Origin of the sequence: Streptomyces capitiformicae (assembly GCF_002214185.1) — a bacterium.
In the GTDB taxonomy this organism is placed as follows: Bacteria; Actinomycetota; Actinomycetes; order Streptomycetales; family Streptomycetaceae; genus Streptomyces; species Streptomyces capitiformicae.
Map to the genome: position 1 here is coordinate 10580100 of NZ_CP022161.1, position 17306 is coordinate 10597405.

The following is a 17306-nucleotide window of genomic DNA, read 5'->3' on the forward strand; positions in this document are numbered from 1 at the left end:
AAACACAGGCTTTGCGAAGGAACCCCGACGACGTGGAGAAATCACATGCCAGGCGCTATTTATGCCGAAGGCCTGGTGAAGACCTTCGGTGACGTAAGGGCTCTGGACGGTGTCGACCTCGATGTACCCGAGGGCACCGTCCTGGGGCTGCTCGGGCCGAACGGCGCGGGCAAGACGACCGCCGTCCGATGCCTCACGACCCTCCTGCGGCCCGACCGCGGCAAAGCCGTCGTCGCGGGCATCGACGTACTCAAGCATCCCGACGCCGTACGCCGCTCCGTGGGCCTCTCCGGCCAGTTCGCCGCGGTGGACGAGTATCTGACGGGCCGTGAGAACCTGCAGATGGTCGGCCAGCTCTACCAGATGCGGGCCAAGGACGCGAAGGTGCGCGCGGGTGAACTGCTGGAGCAGTTCAACCTCACCGACGCCGCCGACCGCACCGCCAAGACCTACTCCGGCGGTATGCGCCGCCGACTCGACCTGGCTGCCGCGCTGGTGGTCTCACCGCCGGTGATGTTCATGGACGAGCCGACCACCGGACTCGACCCGCGCAACCGCCAGATGCTGTGGGACGTCATCAAGCGACTCGTCTCCGGCGGTACGACCCTGCTGCTCACCACCCAGTACCTCGAAGAGGCCGACAACCTGGCGCACGACATCGCCGTGGTCGACCACGGCCGTGTCATCGCCCGCGGCACCTCCGACCAACTCAAGGCCCGCACCGGCGGCGAGCGCGTCGAGGTCGTCGTGCATGAGCGCGAGCAGATAGCGCCCGCGAGAGAGGTGCTGGCGGGCTTCGGCAAGGGCGAGACCACCGTCGAGGAGCACACACGCAAGCTCACCGTGCCCGTGACCGGCGGCGCCAAGCTCCTCGCCGAAGTCATCCGAGAGCTGGACCTCCGCGGCATCGAGATCGACGACATCGGCCTGCGCCGCCCCACCCTGGACGACGTGTTCCTCTCCCTCACGGGACACATCGCCGAGGTCAAGGACGAAGCCGAGGAGAACGGCGAGGTTGTCAAATGAGCGCTGTCACCGACGCCGTGCGGGTCGCGCCGCCCGGCAATCCGATCACTCAGTCCATCCGGGACTCACTGGTCGTCGCAAAACGGAACTTGATCCGTATGTCTCGAATTCCAGAAATGGTCATCTTCGGGCTTATTCAACCCATCATGTTCGTGGTGCTGTTCACCTATGTGTTCGGCGGCTCCATGAACATCGGCGGCACCACCGACCCGGATGTCTACACCGAGTTCCTGATGGCCGGCATCTTCGCGCAGACCGTCACCTTCGCCACCGCCGGAGCGGGCGCCGGTATCGCCGACGACATGCACAAGGGGCTGATAGACCGCTTCCGGTCGCTGCCCATGGCGCGCGGGGCCGTCCTGACCGGACGGACGCTCGCGGACCTGGTCCAGACGGCGCTCACCCTCGCCGTCCTGGCCTTGGTCGCCCTACTCGTCGGCTGGCGCACCCACACCGGCATCGGCGAGGTGCTCGGCGCCTTCGGGCTGCTGCTCCTGCTCGGATACGCGTTCACCTGGGTCGGCGCACTCATCGGCCTCTCCGTGCGCACCCCCGAGGCGGCCACCTCCGGTGGACTGATCTGGCTCTTCCCCGTCACCTTCATCTCGAACGCGTTCGTGGACTCCAGCAGGATGACGCCCTGGCTGCAGCACGTCGCCGACTGGAACCCGTTCAGCGCCACAGTCCAGGCCTGCCGCGAGCTGTTCGGCAACCCGGGAGTGTCACCGTCAGACGCCTGGCCCATGCAGCATCCGGTATGGGCTTCCCTGATCTACTCGATTCTCATCATCGTCATATTCCGGACCCTGGCGGTACGGAAGTACCGCTCGGCGGCGGGGTGAGCGGTGACTGGCGGCCGGTATGAGCCGCGATCCGGCGGACGGGGTGAGCGGTGACTGGCGGCCGGTATGAGCCGCCGAGTCGTACAACTTCCCCGGCCGGTACATCCGGCACTACAACCACCTGCTCTACACCCAGCCGGTGACCACCACCGTCGGCCAGCAGGACGCCACCTTCTACAAGGAGTAGGACCGGCCGGACGCACCGATCGGGTTTCCGCGAGGGACCGGAACCGGGCCGGGCGACCGGGTTGAGCGAAGAGCTATGTGATCAGTGAGCCATCGGCGCGTCACCTCAGGGCGGCGCGCGGGTGGCTCACTGTCATGCCTGCCGTTCAGGCCGGCGTACGTCGTGTTGCGGCAGGGGAGCCGTGAGACGGAGTCCCGTGTGGATCTGTGATGCGGTACAGCAGCGAAGTACAGCAACCGCAGCGACCGACACCGGCCCTTAGGGCTTTCCCGGCAGCCTGCATCACCTTCAATGACCGATCTCTGTAGAGCTACGGACAAGAAGGCATCCGTGCCCCATCCGTGTCCGATCCAGCCGGAAACCACGGGGAACCACGGCGCCGAGCGGGCAGCGCGCAGCCTAGATCTCCCGGTGGAGCAGGCAGCGGTGTATGGCCGAACAGGGTGGCTCGCAGGCAGTCGAGGGTGGCTTCAGCGTCTGAAGGCAGAAGAATCCGCGGCCGGTCGAGGAGACGTCGCTGGTCAGGGCAACCCATATACACGACCGGCCGCGGAGTAGCGGGAGCGTCAGCCCAAGAGGGCATCGGCTCGGAGGGCGTCAGCCCGAGCGGGTGTCCCCCAGCGGGGGACACCCTCGGAGGGCATCAGCCCAGGCGTTCCACCAGCGCCCGGTACTCGTCCCACAGCTCCTTCGGCGTGTGGTCGCCGAAGGTGTTGAGGTGGTCCGGGACGAGGGAGGCCTCCTCGCGCCAGACCTCCTTGTCGACCGTCAGGAGGAAGTCGAGGTCGGACGCGGATAGTTCCAACCCCTCCGTGTCCAGGGCCTCGGCCGTCGGCAGGATGCCGATCGGGGTTTCGACCCCCTCCGCCTTGCCGTCCAGGCGGTCCACGATCCACTTCAGGACGCGGCTGTTCTCGCCGAAGCCCGGCCAGACGAACTTGCCCTCGTCGTTCTTGCGGAACCAGTTGACGTAGTAGATCTTGGGGAGTTTGGACTGGTCCTTGCCCTTGGCTACGTCGACCCAGTGGCCCATGTAGTCGCCCATGTTGTAGCCGCAGAAGGGGAGCATGGCGAAGGGGTCGCGGCGCAACTCGCCTACCTTGCCTTCGGCCGCCGCTGTCTTCTCGCTCGCCACGTTCGCGCCCAGGAACACGCCGTGGTTCCAGTCGAAGGACTCCGTCACCAGCGGGACCGCGGTCGCGCGGCGACCGCCGAAGAGGATCGCCGAGATCGGGACGCCCTTCGGGTCCTCCCATTCGGGGGCGATGATCGGGCACTGGGAAGCCGGCACCGTGAAGCGGGCGTTCGGGTGGGCGGCCGGGGTCTCGGAGGACGGGGTCCAGTCGTTGCCCTTCCAGTCGGTCAGGTGTGACGGGGTTTCCTGCGTCATCCCCTCCCACCAGATGTCACCGTCGTCCGTCAGCGCCACGTTTGTGAAGACCGAGTTGCCCCACAGCGTCTTCATCGCGTTGGCGTTGGTGTGCTCGCCGGTGCCGGGGGCGACGCCGAAGAAGCCGGCCTCGGGGTTGATGGCGTAGAGGCGGCCGTCCTCGCCGAAGCGCATCCACGCGATGTCGTCGCCGATCGTCTCGACCGTCCAGCCCCGGACGGTCGGCTCCAGCATCGCCAGGTTTGTCTTGCCGCAGGCGGAGGGGAAGGCCGCCGCCACGTACTTCGACTCGCCCTGCGGGGGCGTCAGCTTGAGGATCAGCATGTGCTCGGCCAGCCAGCCCTCGTCGCGCGCCATCACGGACGCGATGCGCAGGGCGTAGCACTTCTTGCCGAGGAGTGCGTTGCCGCCGTATCCGGAGCCGTACGACCAGATCTCGCGGCTCTCGGGGAAGTGGGAGATGTACTTGGTGCTGTTGCAGGGCCAGGGGACGTCCGCCTCCCCTTCCGACAGCGGGGCGCCCAGGGAGTGGACGGCCTTGACGAAGAAGCCCTCGGAGCCGAGCTCGTCGAGGACCGGCTGGCCCATGCGGGTCATCGTGCGCATCGACACGGCTACGTACGCGGAGTCCGTGATCTCTACGCCGATCGCGGAGAGGGGAGAGCCGAGAGGGCCCATGCAGAAGGGGACGACGTACATCGTGCGGCCGCGCATCGCGCCGCGGAACAGGCCCCCTTCCCCTCCGGAGCCCTGGAAGACTTCCCGCATCTCGGCGGGGGCCTTCCAGTGGTTGGTCGGGCCGGCGTCCTCCTCCTTCTCCGAACAGATGAACGTACGGTCCTCGACCCGGGCGACATCGGTCGGGTCGGAGGCCGCGTAGTAGGAGTTCGGGCGTTTGATGGGGTCGAGCTTCCGGAAGGTGCCCTTCTCGACGAGCTCCTCGCACAGGCGCTCGTACTCGGCCTCGGATCCGTCACACCAGACCACGTTGTCCGGCTGCGTCAGTTCGGCGATCTCGTTCACCCATGCGACGAGTTCTCGGTGGGTGGTGGGGACGGTTGACGGGGGAGCCGCGATGTCGCGCGCCACGATTGCTCCTAAATGAGGGATTTTTTGTTGGAGGCCCCGTGGGGGCTGCGGCCCGGATGCTTCACGGTGGGAGATCTTGGCGCTCATCCGGTGCCGACCGCACTCATTTGATCATCCGACGGTGATGCCCATATGTCCAGAGGGCCGCACACCTGAGCATCGTGAGCATCGCCACTCATTCGCGTCCATCCGGAGGGTTTCCACGTGTCACCACCGGTTCACCCTTGGTATCCGTGAATTCACCCGTGTAACGCCGATCCGGACGTCGCATGAGCTCAGCGTGAGACGATGGCCACTTCCGGATAGGCGAACAGCCCGTACCATCCCGCTACTTACGGTTCCGTAGATACGATGCGGGGCATGACTGCGTCCGTCCCCGACGCGCCTACGGAGACGCCGGCCGACGGCCACCGTCCCGACGCGCACTCCCTGCCACATCAGATCGCCCACCAAATCACGGATGAGATCAAGCCCAAGCTCCGGGGCTGGCTCCATCTCGGCATGTTCCCGGCCGTTCTCGTCGCCGGACTGGTGCTCACCGCTCTCGCGGACTCCACGCGCGGACGCATCGCCTGCGGGATCTTCGCCCTCACGGCCTGCCTCCTGTTCGGCGTGAGCGCGCTGTACCACCGGGGCAACTGGAACCCGCGCATGGACGGCATCCTGCGCCGTCTGGATCACGCCAACATCTTTCTGATCATCGCGGGCTCCTACACCCCGCTGACGATGCTGCTCCTGCCGGGCGCCAAGGGTCAGTGGCTCCTGTGGGGCATCTGGGCGGCCGCGCTCGCCGGGATCATCTTCCGGGTGTTCTGGGTCGGTGCCCCGCGCTGGCTCTACACCCCCTGCTACATCGCGATGGGCTGGGCGGCCGTCTTCTTCCTGCCCGACTTCATGCGCACCGGCGGCATCGCCGTTCTCGTCCTGGTGATCGTCGGGGGTCTGCTGTACAGCGCGGGCGGTGTCATCTACGGCCTCAAGCGGCCGGATCCGTCACCGCGATGGTTCGGCTTCCATGAGGTTTTCCACTCCTTCACGCTGGCGGCGTTCGTCGTGCATTACGTGGGGATCTCGCTGGTGGCGTACCAGCACGGCTGACCCTCCGGACGACGGAGGGCTCGGGCGCTCTTCTGTGGCCGCGGCTGACCAAGCCGCGGCCACAGTTCGTACGTCCACGCCATGTGCTGCCGTGGTCGCCGCGAAGACCGATGGCCGACAATGATCGGCATGACGGCAGCACATTCCCCCACGTCCCCCGCAGATCGCCCCCCGCTCGGGCTCCGTGAGCGGAAGAAGATCAAGACCCGTGAGGCGATCCGCACCGCGACCTACGCCTTGGTCGGGGAGCAGGGGTACGACGCCACGACGATCGAGCAGATCGCCGACCGCGCCGAAGTGTCGCCGTCGACCGTCTTCCGCTACTTCCCGACCAAGGAGGACATCGTCCTCACGGACGAGTACGACCCTGTCCTGCTGGAGGAACTCCGGGCCCGGCCCGCGGACGAACCGTGGCCGGACACCATCCGGCACGTGATGCGGGAGGCCGTCCGTACGGGCATCGAGGAGGACCTGGAGGTGGCGAAGCTGCGCACCCAGCTCATGGTCCAGGTCCCGGCGGTACGGTCCCGGATGATGGAGAGCATGTCGGTCACCGGCCGTATGGTCTGCACCGCCGTCGCCGAGCGCACCGGCCGGGATCCGGAGAGTCTGGAGGTACGGGTCTACGCGATGTCCCTCATCGGCGGCCTCATGGAGACCTCCCTGTACTGGGCGGAGAACCACCACCGCGACGACTTCGCCTCCCTCGTCGACCGTACGCTGGAGGTCCTGCAACACGGCCTCCTCACGGAGAGCCTCACGGAAAGCCCCACGGAAAGCCCCACGGAAGGCCTCACGGAAAACCGCTGAGTCCGGCCGGCCCGTCCATGCCATTCTGACCAGGTGAACGCAGCCGAGATCCACGTCGAAATCGCCCCCGAGCTGGACCTGTTCGTCCCGCACGGCCGCCGCGGGGGCGCGACGCCGCTCGCCACCGACGGGGTCTCGACCCTCGGCCATGTCATCGAGTCCCTCGGTATCCCGCTGACGGAGGTCGGCGCGCTGGTCGTGGACGGCCGCGAGGTGCCGGTGTCGCACATCCCGGTCCACGGCGAGTCGGTACGTGTCCGCCCGGTCCGGCGCCCCCAGCCCGTCCCCGGCGCCCCGCTCCGCTTCCTCCTCGACGTCCACCTCGGCACGCTGGCGCGTCGCCTGCGGCTGTTGGGCGTCGACGCGGCGTACGAGTCGACGGACATCGGCGACCCCGCGCTGGCCGCGCGCTCCGCCGCCGAGCGGCGCGTCATGCTCAGCCGCGATCGGGGGTTGCTGCGGCGGCGTGAGCTGTGGGCCGGGGCGTTCATCTACAGCACGCGGCCGGAGGACCAACTCCGGGATGTGCTGGATCGGTTCACGCCCGAGTTGCGGCCCTGGACGCGGTGTACCGCCTGCAACGGGTTGCTCAGGCCGGCGACGAAGGAGGAGGTCGCCGAACGTCTCGAAGACGGTACGCATCGGTCGTACGACGTGTTCGCACAGTGCGAGGAGTGTGGGCGGGCCTATTGGAAGGGCGCGCACCACGAGCAGTTGGAGGCGATAGTTCGGGAGGCGCTGACCATGCGGTCGGCGTGAGCGGATCGCCCAGGCGCCGTTGTGGGTCGGGCGTCACTTGCGGGTGCGGGTGGGTGAGGGCTTGTCGCGCAGTTCCCCGCGCCCCCGAAAAGCGGGGCTGCGCCCCAGCTTTTCATCGGCCCGCAGGGCCGTGTCTTTCAGGGGCGCGGGGAACTGCGCGAGCAACCACAACTCACCCGCACACGCCAACACACCCCCATCCCCGTGCTCTTCCCCGGGGGGTGAAGCGGCGCAGCCCTTCTCGGGGGTGAAAAGTCCCCCCACGCGTGGGATTTCGCGGGACACTCGGGACATCCGCACCGAACCCCGAAATGAGGTGAGCGGGGTGCGTACACCCGTGAGTGACCCCATGAAGATCGGGCCGTACCGCATAGTCGGCCGACTCGGGTCGGGCGGCATGGGATGGGTCTACCTCGGCCGCTCGCCCGCAGGGCGTGAGGTCGCCGTCAAGGTCGTCCGCCCCGAACTCGCCGCGGAACCCGAGTTCCGTGAACGCTTCGCCCGCGAGGTCGCCGCCGCCCGTGTGGTCAGCGGCGCGTACACCGCGGCCGTCGTGGACGCCGACACCGAGGCCGAACTCCCCTGGCTGGCCACGCTCTACGTGCCCGGCCCCTCCCTCGCGGAGGCGGTCCGCGCGGACGGCCCGCTGCCCGAGGCCCAGGTCCGTTCCCTCGGCGCCGGCCTGGTCGAGGCATTGCAGGCCATCCACGCCGCGCGTGTCGTCCACCGCGACCTCAAGCCCGCGAACGTCCTGCTCGCCGGTGACGGCCCCCGCGTCATCGACTTCGGCATCTCCCGCGTGGACGGCGCCCCCGGCCTCACCAGGGTCGGCATCGTCGTCGGCACCCCGCCGTTCATGTCGCCGGAGCAGATCAGGGGAGCCCGGGTCGGCCCGCCGAGCGATGTGTTCTCGCTGGGCGGGGTCCTGGTGTACGCGCTCACGGGGCGGCCGCCGCACGGCAGCGGAGAGGGCGTGCGGGTCGAAGTCGTACGAGGGACACCTCAACTTGACGGGGTGCCTGCACGGTTGCGGCCGATCATCTCCCGGTGCCTGGCCAAGCGGCCCGAGGAGCGGCCGCAACTCACGGAGATCCTGGAGGAGTTGGTGGCGGAGGCGCCGACCGTGGTGGCGTGGCCGCCGCCGCAGGTGGCCCGGACGATCGAGGTGCGGTACGAGGAGTTGAAGGACCGGCATCGACGCCGTACGGGGACGAGTGAGTCCGTGCCCTCCTGTCTGCTGCTGCACGCCCAGGCGCTGCTCGACGCCGGGCTGACCGATGCCATGGTCGCCGAGGCGGTGGTCCGTGACGGCGCCTGACTCCTACCTCGGGCGGGACTCGTCCGCGGGGCGCGACCCGTACGCCGGGCGTGACTCCTACCCGGGGCGCAACCCCGAGATCTTCGACCTCGGCACGCACTGGCGGCAGTTGGTGCAGAACTGGGTGGCCCGGCGGAATTACCACACGGCTGACGACACCGTGTCCGTCTCCCTGCAATTCGATCTGCATGAAGCGGGACGCATGGTCACGGTGAGATTCATGACCACCAAGAAACTCCTCGTCGCCTTCGCCACGGACGGGAACTACCTACGGCAGGACCAACTCGCCATCGCCGCCGCGGCATCGAACGCATGGAATACCGAACAACTGAACCCCATGCTTTCCGTGTGGGACGTACGAGGGCCGCGCCCCTGTCTCGCCGGGGTCTGCGACCTCCCGTTGACCTGCCGTATCACCCAGGCGGACTTCGATGCCCTGGCCAATGACTGGGTCGATCGGGCGCGGCAGATGTTCAGTCGTTGCCATCAGGTGTTCAAGTTGTAGAAGTGAATCGCGAACCAAACGGAAATCACCGGAAGTCCGCCGGTGAAAATATCCAAACCCTTCCGGTCGCCCGGCCGTCTGCTCCACTATTGGGTGGGTCTTTCAGGGCCGCGGGGGCGCGCCTTTCAGGCCACGGGGGGTTGGTGCGATGGGTGCTGTCGGGCGTTCGGGCTTTCTCGGTGTGCTTGTGGGATTGCTGGTCGCTCTGGTGCCGTGGGGAACAGCCTCGGCCGTGGAGGCCACGGAGGCCACGGAGGCCACGGGGGCCACGGGGGCCGTGGAGCCGTGCACCGATCCCGTCGTCGAGAAATGGCTGGAGTGCTGGGACGAGCGGGTCCAGGGCAACGGGCCCTACGTCGTCACGCTGAACGAGAAGCTGTCGCTGGTCGAGCCCGGCCGGCGACAGCGAACAATTCTCAAGAACCGTGTCCAGGAACGTCGGCACCAGCTCGTGGTGGAGGTGCCGAAGGGCAGCCGTACGGGACCCGGCGGTACCGCACTGCTCGTCCTGGCCGGGGGCCGTATGGTCCATCCCGACGCGACCATCGACCGGGTACCGGCGTGGGCCGTCGACGAACTGCGCGAGGCGGGCGTCTGCGTCCCGCAGCTGCTGTGCAACCTGGTCACCGAAAGCGGCCGCGACACACAGCCGTTGAAGGGCCGGAAGCTGATCGAGGACGGGCTCGTCGCCGACATGTCCACCCACGTCGAAGCCATCGTCCCCGTGTCGCCGGACCCGGGCTCCACCTCTCGCGAGACCAGCAACCCCAGCCCTGTCCCCAACCCCGACCCCGAGGCCTCCGGCTACAGCACCTCCACCTGGACCGCCTTCTGGATGGCGCTCCTTCTCGGTCTTCTGCTCCTGGCCTTCGTGATCGTGGTCCGTCGCTCCCGGGGCCCCGTCGCGGTGGGCCACCGCGCGCCGCCCAGGCGGCCCGCCGTCGGCCACGCCCGCGCCCCCGCCGCCGTACGCGGCGAGGAGCGCACCACCCGGCTGCGGGTGGCGCCGACACCGCGCCACGGCCGGCAGGTGGGTGCCCGCCCGGCCCACGCCCGGACCGCGGTCGTACGCACCGAACTGCACCCGCAGGGTTACGTCGAGGTCGACCGGGTGCTCCACCGAGCGGTGTGGGCCGAACCGGGCCGCCCGCCGCCCGCGCCCGGCTCACTCGTCGATGTCACCGACACACACGAACCGGACTCCGACGTCCTGTACGCCTTCCCGCCCACCGCCGCACGCCACGCCAAGGGCACGCCCCGATAGCCCTGACAGCCGAAGCAGCACCACGAACAACAGAAACAACACAAACAACCAGGAACACAGAAACAACCAGGAACACAGAAACACCAGAAACACCAGAAACATCAGGGGGACGACCGATGCACAGCGAATACCCGCCCACCATGCCGGCGGAGTACGCCGACATCGAGTTCGAGAACAACGCCCAGCGCATGCCGCTCGTGCTGTGCCTCGACACCTCCAGCTCCATGGCCGGCCCGCCGATACAGATGCTCAACAACGCGCTCGCCGAGTGGACCCGGGAGCTCCACGACGACGTCAGCCTCAGTTACAGCGTGGAGGTCGCCGTCGTCACCTTCGGCGGGCAGGGCGTCGGCGCCTGGCGCGGGCCCCAGCTCCTCGACCCGCGCACCCGGGTGAGTCCCTTCATCCCGGCGCACGCCTTCCAGGCGCCGCAGCTCGCCGCCGCCGGGGTCACGCTGATGACCGAGGCGCTGGAGCTGTCGATGCACATCGTCGCGGCCCGCAAGGCGGAGCTGCGAGCCTCCGGGCTGCAGTACTACCGGCCGCAGATCTGCCTCGTCACGGACGGACTGCCGACCGACCCGACGGGTCATCTCACCGATTCCTGGCACCGGCTGGTCCCCGTTCTCGAGGAGGAGCAGCGGGCGCGGCGGTTCCGGTTGTACGCGATCGGGGTCGGCGGGATCACGGACATGGGGGAGCAGGTGCTGCGGGCGTTCGCGCCCAAGTTCAACGCGCGGTTGCAGGGATTCCCGTTCCGGGAGCTGCTCCAGATGATGTCCGCCAGTGCGAACGCCGAACAGAAGGGGGCGGGGGACGAGGTGTTCGAGAAGATCTTCAGCCAGTTCAAGACGCAACGCCCGGCCTGGGAGGCGTGAGGTGACCGCCCCGACCGCCCCGACTGCCCCGACTGCCCCGCCCTGGCGCATCCACGGGCTCAGCGTCGAAGGCTATCGGCACCGGCGCCAGGGCCTGCCCTGTCAGGACGCCTGCGCCTACGCCACCACCTCCCACGTCGCCGTGCTCGCGGTCGCCGACGGGGCCGGAAGCCGGCCGCGGTCGGAGGAAGGGGCGCAGCTGGCGGTGAAGCTCGCCGCGGAGCACTTCGCGCGGCGGGCCGGGGCGGCTGTGGAGGTGCGGCCCGGGGAAGCTGTGCACGAGCTGCTGCGGGACGCCCTGCACGACGTCAGCAAGGAGTTCCTGGGCCGGACCGGCGCGGACGCGCAGGACTTCGCGACGACACTGACCGTGGTGGTGCTCGCGCCGGGGTGGCTGGGGCATCTCAGTGTGGGGGACGGGTTCGTCGTCGTACGGGCGGGGACGGAGAACGGGGAGCGGCAGTTCCATCTGCTGCCGCAGGCCGCGGCGGCCAGCGAGTACAGCAACGAGACGGTGTTCCTGACCTCGCCGGACGTGGCCCGCTGGACGCACACCGAGTGCGTGGCGGACGACGGGCTCGACGGGGTGCTGCTGTCGACGGACGGGCTCGCGCAGGCCATGCTCAACCGGCCGGCCGGCGGGGCCCAGTCCCCGAACACGTCCTTCGCCGACGCCGTCTTCCGCTCCCTCGACACCGCCGCCGAGGACGACCGGAACACCCATGACGGCAGCCTGGCCGCCCTCCTTCGCTCGGACCGCCTGACCGCCCTGAACGCCGACGACAAGACCCTGCTGCGTGCCGTACGCACGCCCGGGAGATGAGCGAGCGGGGCCTGTCGGTGACGGCCGAGGGGTGCGGGGGATGGCGGAACAAGGCGGGACAAGCCGGGATATGGCGGGTGGTGGGGACTGGTGAGGGTGGGCGACGGCGGCTCGGGTCCGGTGACGGGTGGCGACGGCGGCTCGGGTCCGGTGACGGGTGGCGACGGCGGCTCGGGTCCGGTGTTGGTGAAGGTGACGGCGGGGGACGCGGGCACGGCGGCCTGGGCAGGGGTCGTCACGGTGGTGAGCACGGCGAGCGCCGCCGCCGCGGCCACCAGAACCCGTCTGGCGAGATGTCTCATGTTTGTGTTGCGGCCCTTCGGGATCAGGCGGCTGTGGGGACGAGCCGCCACTGCTGGCAGGTGTTGCTGAGCCAGGACCACTGGCGGACGTCGGTACCGTTGGCCGTGCCGCAGTTGGCGACGTCCATGACCTTGCCGGTGGCGGCGTTGACGATGCGGACGTAGTCGCCGCCGAGGTAGACCATGCGGAACTTCTGGCAGTTGTTGTTCAGCCAGGACCACTGGCGGATGTCGGTGCCGTCGGCGGTGGCGCAGTCGGCGACGTCGGCGACCTTGCCGGTGGCGACGTTGACGAGGCGGCTGGTGTCGTCGGCGCGGTCCTCGATGCGCCACTTCTGGTTGGCGCCGCCGTTGCAGGTCCACTGGAAGATGTTGGTGCCGTCGGCGGTGTTGCCGCCGTTGACGTCGAGGCACTTGCCGCTGTTGCGGTTGACGATGGTGTACGCGGTCGGGGTCGTCGCGGTCTCACCGGAGAGCCCGGCGATGGTGGTCCCGAGGGCGACCGGGGTGCCGAAGTTCGGGGTGCCGTCCGCGTTCCAGGTGAACTTCTGCGCGCGGGTCGTACGGCCGTTGTCGCAGCCGTCGCTCGCGGCGTCGTTGGCATGGTAGACGATCCAGTTCTCGGTGCCGTCGGGCGAGGTGAAGAACCCGTTGTGACCGGGCGCGTACACGCCGGCGGCGTCGTTCCTCTGGAACACCGGGGTCTGCTTCTTCGTCCAGGAGGAGGCGAGGAGCGGGTCGGAACCGGTCAGCTCCAGCTGGCCGAGCTTGTAGTCGGGGCCCCAGCAGGCGCTCGCGGAGTAGATGAGGAAGGTACGCCCGTTGCGGTACAGCGGCTCGGGCCCTTCGTTGACCTCACCGCTCTGTGTCTCCCAGCTGAGCGTCGGGCTGGAGATCACGGTGAAGGTGGAGCTCGCGAGGGTGTACGGGTTGGTCAGCGGCGCGATGACGAGGCTCTGCTTGCTGCCACCGGCCGACCCGCTCCCCACCAGGTACAGCTTGTTGTTGTGCTTGAGCACGCTGGCGTCGATGAGCCAGCCGCCCGGGTTCAGGTTCGACCCGGCGAGCATGTTCTTGTAGGTGTACGGCCCCATCGGGTCGGAGCCCGCGCTCTCCAGCACATGGGTGCGCTGGTCGTCGCAGCAGGCGGCGCCGCGCGGACCGGCGGAGTAGTACAGGTACCACTTGCCGTCGAAGAAGTGGATCTCCGGCGCCCACATGTTCCAGTTGCGGCTGCTGGTGCTGTCCGACCACACCTGCACGCTGGGCGCCGTGCTCAGCCCCGCCAGCGTCGGCGACTTCCGCATGGTCAGCTCACCGGTGAACGACGTCGTCACCAGGTAGTAGTTGCCGTTGTAGTACTCCAGCCACGGATCGGCCCCCTTCTGGGACTTGACCGGGTTGGTGTACGGCTTGCCGTCGGCAGCGACAGCGGGCTGCGAGGGCTGTACCACCAGGAGCGACGCGAAGAGAGCCAGCAGCGCTGCAGCCAGCGTCAACAGGTGTCGAGGCGTCGACCAGGGGCGCGGGCGGACGCGGGCGGGGGTGGGGGACACGACAAGTCTCTTCCGGGAGCGACTCGAAACGACAATGTTCGAAACTTCGAATGCTGTACGTAACTTCGGCCAGAAGGTAAAGGTGAGGCGGGAGGGACGTCAATGGTTGCGACACGTTTCATGTCTCGGAACGGGTCGCGGAATAGTATGCGCGGACTTCCGGGTTGGCGCCTGCATGAGCGAACAGAACCTGGGACGGTACGGCATCTTCAGCATCGGGCTGCGCACGGAGGACCCGGCACGGGCCGGTGAACTGGCCGAAGCGGCGGCCGAGTTGGAGGAACTGGGCTTCGGCGCGATCTGGCTCGGCGGCAGCACCGCCGTACGCCACGCGGTACCGCTCGTCGAGGCGACGAAGCGGATCACCGTGGCCACCGGCATCCAGAGCATCTGGCAGTACGAGGCCACCGACACGGCGGCGGCCTTCGCCGACCTGGAGGCCGCCCACCCCGGCCGCTTCCTGCTCGGCCTCGGCGTGAGCCACGCCAAGCTGGCGGAAGAGTACCGCCGCCCCTACTCGGCGATGGTCGCCTACCTGGACGCCCTGGACGCGGCCGGCGTACCCGCCGACCGCCGCGTCCTCGCCGCGCTCGGCCCGAAGATGCTCCGCCTCTCCCGCGACCGGGCCGCCGGCACCCACCCGTACCTGGTCACGCCGGAGCACACGGCCGAGGCCCGCGAGATCCTGGGCGAAGGGCCGCTACTGGCCCCGGAGCTGAAGATCATCCCGGAGCCCGACCCGGCCCGCGCCCGCTCCCTCGCCCGCGCCCACCTCTCCTTCTACCTCGGCCTCCCCAACTACACCGACAACTTCCTCCGCCTCGGCTTCACCGACGCCGACCTCACGGACGGCGGCAGCGACCGCCTGATCGACGCGGTGTACGCCTGGGGCGACGACGACCGGATCCGCTCACGTGCCGAGGAGTTCCACTCGGCGGGGGCGGACCATGTGGCCCTGCAGATCATCGACGAACGACCGGACGACGCGCCGCCGAGGAGGGCGTGGGGGCGCTTGGCGGAGGTGGTGGGGGTCAGTCGCCCAACTGCCCGCCCCTGACCGCCGAGACGAAGGAGGCCCAGCCGGCGGTCCGGAACACGAGCACCGGACCGCGCGGAACCTTGCTGTCGCGTACCGGGACGATGGCGGCGAAGTCGTCGGAGACCTCGACGCAGGCACCGCCGTCCTGGTTGCTGTAGCTGCTCTTGCGCCAGGAGGCGGCACTCAGATCGATGGATCGCACGGTACTTCCTCCAACATCCGCAGGATGAACTTGCGCGACTCAGCGGGAGTGAGCGCCAGGCCGCGCACCGCATCGTGCGTCTCCTGCAACCGCACAACCGGGCCGGATTCCTCAATGAGTTCGCCCCGGCGAATTCGGCGAACTGTACGAAGAGGGTGCTGATCCGCTCAAGCGCGCCAACTTGTCGAGCACGTCCGGTACGGCCAGATCCGCGAGCAGCGTGCCGCAGAACACCCGCATCACCGCGACATACTCCAGGCGCTAGGTCGCACTGAGATAGGCGTACGTGCTCAGCCGCTGCCAGACCTCGGCGCCGCGCCCCCGATCAGGCAGTCCTTCATTCGGTTCCTCGCACAGCTCGTCCCCCTCCATACCACCGAGCGTACGGACCGCCACTGACACTCCGCACCGGGAACGCTCACCCACTCCGGTTGCTCGGAGCCGCGCGCAAGGCCTACCCGGGTGGTTCGGTGTCCGCCGCGTTCGACGGCTTCGGTACGACACCCGGCAGCGGGGCCATCACCCAGTGCTCGTCCTCCCAGGTGATCGTCTCGGTGAGGCGGACGGGCCTGCCCTCGGCACGTGCGGTGCCGGTCAGGTCCACGCTCCACACACCCTCGAACTCCGAGATGCGGCTCCATCGGACATCCCAGTCCTGGCCACCGTACGCCTTGACCCGGGCGCGGGCGTCCTTGTCGCCCTGCGGGTGGGCGTCGAGAAGTCGGGCCAGACCGGTCTCGTCCGACTCGTTGAGGAGCTCCACATAATCGCGCAGAAAACGGTCCTGGTCCGCCAGGTTCGGCAACTTCGCCTCTTCGTCGCCCCCGCCGCCACACGAGGTCACCAGCACCGCGCAGAGCACCACCATGAGCAGGCCGTGGCGGCGCCGCCACGAGCGGTAGCCGTCTCTCTCAGGTACGGAAGGCGTAATACGTCGCGTTCGGGTACTGCGCCACAAGACTGATCACCGACTTCCGGTAGGTATGGGTCGACCCTCACCAGCGCTCGGATCGGGGGCGTCGTCGGTCAGCGAAGGCACGGTGCACGGGCGCAGGACCATGAGCGAGCTTTCCAGGGTCGCCGCCATGGCGAAGGGGAACCGGTCGAGCTCAAGACAGAGTGCGACGTCGTCAGGATGGACTCCTTGACGTATGCCGTCCGCCAGTTCGGCGGCGGCGCGCGACTCGGCAGCGCGGCGGAGGAACTCAGCAGCATCCGTCCCGGCACCGGTGGCCCTCGCAGCGATGTACTGGGCACACGCCAGGTCTTCAGCGGCCTGCCCGTCCTCGCCCGTCACCACGAACGTGACACTGTCGCTCTTGCGCGCCCGCAGGAGCCGAGCCGTTGCCTCCGCCACCACGAAGCCGGCGCACAGCACCAGCGACGCCTCCTTGACCGCGAGGGCGCCGACCGTCCCTGCCGTGGTTTTCTGCACAACGGTCCGTCCGCCAAGGTCAGTGGACCGCAGCAGGCCCGGCGAGTTGACGGTGTCGAACCCGGGCGCGGGCGGACCGTCTTTGAGCGCCACCCAATCCGGGTGGCGAGCCTTGAGCGCCAGGGCTTCGTCCAGCGACTCAGCAAGAACGATCTTTTCCGCCCCCTGGGCGAAGGCCCAGGCAGCCACCGTGAAAGCACGCATGACGTCGACCACGACCGCCACGGACGGGGCTTCGACCAGCTCGGCGATGCCAAGGAAACGAGTGTCCATCCGGTCATGATCGCGTGTTTCAGCAGCCTTTTCCGGCGCTCGGCGCCTTTGTGGGAACGGCGTGGGGCCCACTGGTCACAACGCCGTTCTGTACATCGGCGAGTGGCACCCCCTCAGGGGTGGTGGCGCCCGCCGGTGGGGTTCATCGCCTGCTGCCACTCCTTGGCCGGGATTTTCGAGCGCAGGTATTGAGCTGAAGTTATCCAGCTCTCGCACTCCTCACACTCCTCTTTGCACTCCAATGTTTGACTGGGCGTCAGAGTGCGAGCAGGACACATACTCGCAGGTAACAAAGTCTTCGTGTCGCAAGACTAGACAGAGGCAACATTCATGTCCGTTAATCCATCCCATGTGTCAGTGGAGAGGGCTGTTGGGACCGAGACCCCTATGAATCCCAGGCCGACGAGCGAACAGGACCAACCGCAGTGCCGGAGGAGTCGCACGCGCATCGGTTCTCGCCGGGATGGCGGCCGGGACGGTGGCCGCCACCAACGGCTCCCGCTGTGATGT

16 protein-coding genes and 2 pseudogenes are annotated in these 17306 nt (G+C 68.4%); 12 read left to right on the forward strand and 6 right to left on the reverse strand.

Going from position 1 to position 17306, the window contains the following annotated elements:
• The first annotated feature begins 45 nt into the window (after nucleotides 1-45).
• The 3 genes and pseudogenes from CES90_RS47365 to CES90_RS52325 form a co-directional block, all read left to right on the forward strand.
• On the forward strand, nucleotides 46-1026 hold the full coding sequence (locus CES90_RS47365; RefSeq protein WP_189788043.1) for an ATP-binding cassette domain-containing protein: 981 nt from the start codon (nucleotides 46-48) through the stop codon (nucleotides 1024-1026).
• The gene (locus tag CES90_RS47370; protein ID WP_189788042.1) at nucleotides 1023-1868 is read left to right on the forward strand and encodes an ABC transporter permease; all 846 of its coding nucleotides are present in this window, start codon (nucleotides 1023-1025) and stop codon (nucleotides 1866-1868) included. The genes CES90_RS47365 and CES90_RS47370 overlap by 4 nt, the downstream gene beginning before the upstream one ends.
• A 76-nt stretch (nucleotides 1869-1944) precedes the next feature.
• Nucleotides 1945-2055: pseudogene (locus CES90_RS52325) on the forward strand (AbfB domain-containing protein); the annotation flags it as partial.
• 643 nt (nucleotides 2056-2698) lie between these two features.
• Here CES90_RS52325 and CES90_RS47380 read toward each other — a convergent pair.
• Nucleotides 2699-4534: a phosphoenolpyruvate carboxykinase (GTP) gene (locus CES90_RS47380; RefSeq protein WP_189784763.1), complete on the reverse strand. Its 1836-nt coding sequence runs from the start codon at nucleotides 4532-4534 to the stop codon at nucleotides 2699-2701.
• Between the two features lie 360 nt (nucleotides 4535-4894).
• Here CES90_RS47380 and trhA point away from each other — a divergent pair, with 360 nt between their 5' ends.
• The 8 genes from trhA to CES90_RS47420 all read left to right on the forward strand — a co-directional run bounded on the left by trhA (nucleotide 4895) and on the right by CES90_RS47420 (nucleotide 11989).
• Nucleotides 4895-5632, forward strand: coding sequence for a PAQR family membrane homeostasis protein TrhA (trhA, locus tag CES90_RS47385; RefSeq protein WP_189784762.1), 738 nt, complete (start codon nucleotides 4895-4897; stop codon nucleotides 5630-5632).
• 129 nt (nucleotides 5633-5761) lie between these two features.
• A complete protein-coding gene (locus CES90_RS47390; protein WP_373313450.1) occupies nucleotides 5762-6442 on the forward strand; it encodes a TetR/AcrR family transcriptional regulator in 681 nt (226 codons plus the stop codon).
• Between the two features lie 33 nt (nucleotides 6443-6475).
• Nucleotides 6476-7201 carry a Mut7-C RNAse domain-containing protein gene (locus CES90_RS47395; protein ID WP_189784760.1) on the forward strand — a complete coding sequence of 242 codons (726 nt, stop codon included), beginning with the start codon at nucleotides 6476-6478 and terminating at the stop codon, nucleotides 7199-7201.
• A 337-nt stretch (nucleotides 7202-7538) separates the two neighbouring features.
• The gene (locus CES90_RS47400; protein WP_229914023.1) at nucleotides 7539-8519 is read left to right on the forward strand and encodes a serine/threonine-protein kinase; all 981 of its coding nucleotides are present in this window, start codon (nucleotides 7539-7541) and stop codon (nucleotides 8517-8519) included.
• Nucleotides 8506-9024 carry a hypothetical protein gene (locus CES90_RS47405; protein WP_229914022.1) on the forward strand — a complete coding sequence of 173 codons (519 nt, stop codon included), beginning with the start codon at nucleotides 8506-8508 and terminating at the stop codon, nucleotides 9022-9024. Before CES90_RS47400 ends, CES90_RS47405 begins: the two co-directional genes overlap by 14 nt.
• 187 nt (nucleotides 9025-9211) lie before the next feature.
• Nucleotides 9212-10288, forward strand: coding sequence for a hypothetical protein (locus CES90_RS47410; RefSeq protein ID WP_229914021.1), 1077 nt, complete (start codon nucleotides 9212-9214; stop codon nucleotides 10286-10288).
• 116 nt (nucleotides 10289-10404) lie between these two features.
• Nucleotides 10405-11166, forward strand: coding sequence for a vWA domain-containing protein (locus CES90_RS47415; protein ID WP_189784756.1), 762 nt, complete (start codon nucleotides 10405-10407; stop codon nucleotides 11164-11166).
• A 1-nt stretch (nucleotide 11167) separates the two neighbouring features.
• Nucleotides 11168-11989: a PP2C family serine/threonine-protein phosphatase gene (locus CES90_RS47420; RefSeq protein WP_189784755.1), complete on the forward strand. Its 822-nt coding sequence runs from the start codon at nucleotides 11168-11170 to the stop codon at nucleotides 11987-11989.
• Between the two features lie 325 nt (nucleotides 11990-12314).
• Here the strand turns inward: CES90_RS47420 and CES90_RS47425 are convergent, their stop codons facing one another.
• Nucleotides 12315-13847, reverse strand: a complete 1533-nt coding sequence (locus CES90_RS47425; protein ID WP_189788720.1) for a family 43 glycosylhydrolase — start codon at nucleotides 13845-13847, stop codon at nucleotides 12315-12317.
• 175 nt (nucleotides 13848-14022) lie between these two features.
• On the opposite strand from CES90_RS47425, the gene CES90_RS47430 reads away from it, so the two are divergent.
• Nucleotides 14023-14904: an LLM class F420-dependent oxidoreductase gene (locus CES90_RS47430; protein ID WP_189788721.1), complete on the forward strand. Its 882-nt coding sequence runs from the start codon at nucleotides 14023-14025 to the stop codon at nucleotides 14902-14904.
• On the opposite strand, the gene CES90_RS47435 is transcribed toward CES90_RS47430, so the two are convergent.
• The 4 genes and pseudogenes from CES90_RS47435 to CES90_RS47450 form a co-directional block, all read right to left on the reverse strand.
• Complete coding sequence (locus tag CES90_RS47435; RefSeq protein WP_189788722.1) at nucleotides 14879-15088, reverse strand: DUF397 domain-containing protein; 210 nt, start codon at nucleotides 15086-15088, stop codon at nucleotides 14879-14881. The genes CES90_RS47430 and CES90_RS47435 overlap by 26 nt on opposite strands.
• A pseudogene (locus tag CES90_RS50950) lies at nucleotides 15070-15216 on the reverse strand (XRE family transcriptional regulator); the annotation flags it as partial. The pseudogene CES90_RS50950 and the gene CES90_RS47435, both read right to left, overlap by 19 nt.
• A gap of 326 nt (nucleotides 15217-15542) precedes the next feature.
• Entirely contained in the window at nucleotides 15543-15956 is a 414-nt protein-coding gene (locus CES90_RS47445; protein WP_189788723.1) for a hypothetical protein, read from the reverse strand.
• A gap of 96 nt (nucleotides 15957-16052) precedes the next feature.
• The gene (locus CES90_RS47450) at nucleotides 16053-16796 is read right to left on the reverse strand and encodes a 2-phosphosulfolactate phosphatase (protein WP_189788724.1); all 744 of its coding nucleotides are present in this window, start codon (nucleotides 16794-16796) and stop codon (nucleotides 16053-16055) included.
• Nucleotides 16797-17306: the final 510 nt, after the last annotated feature.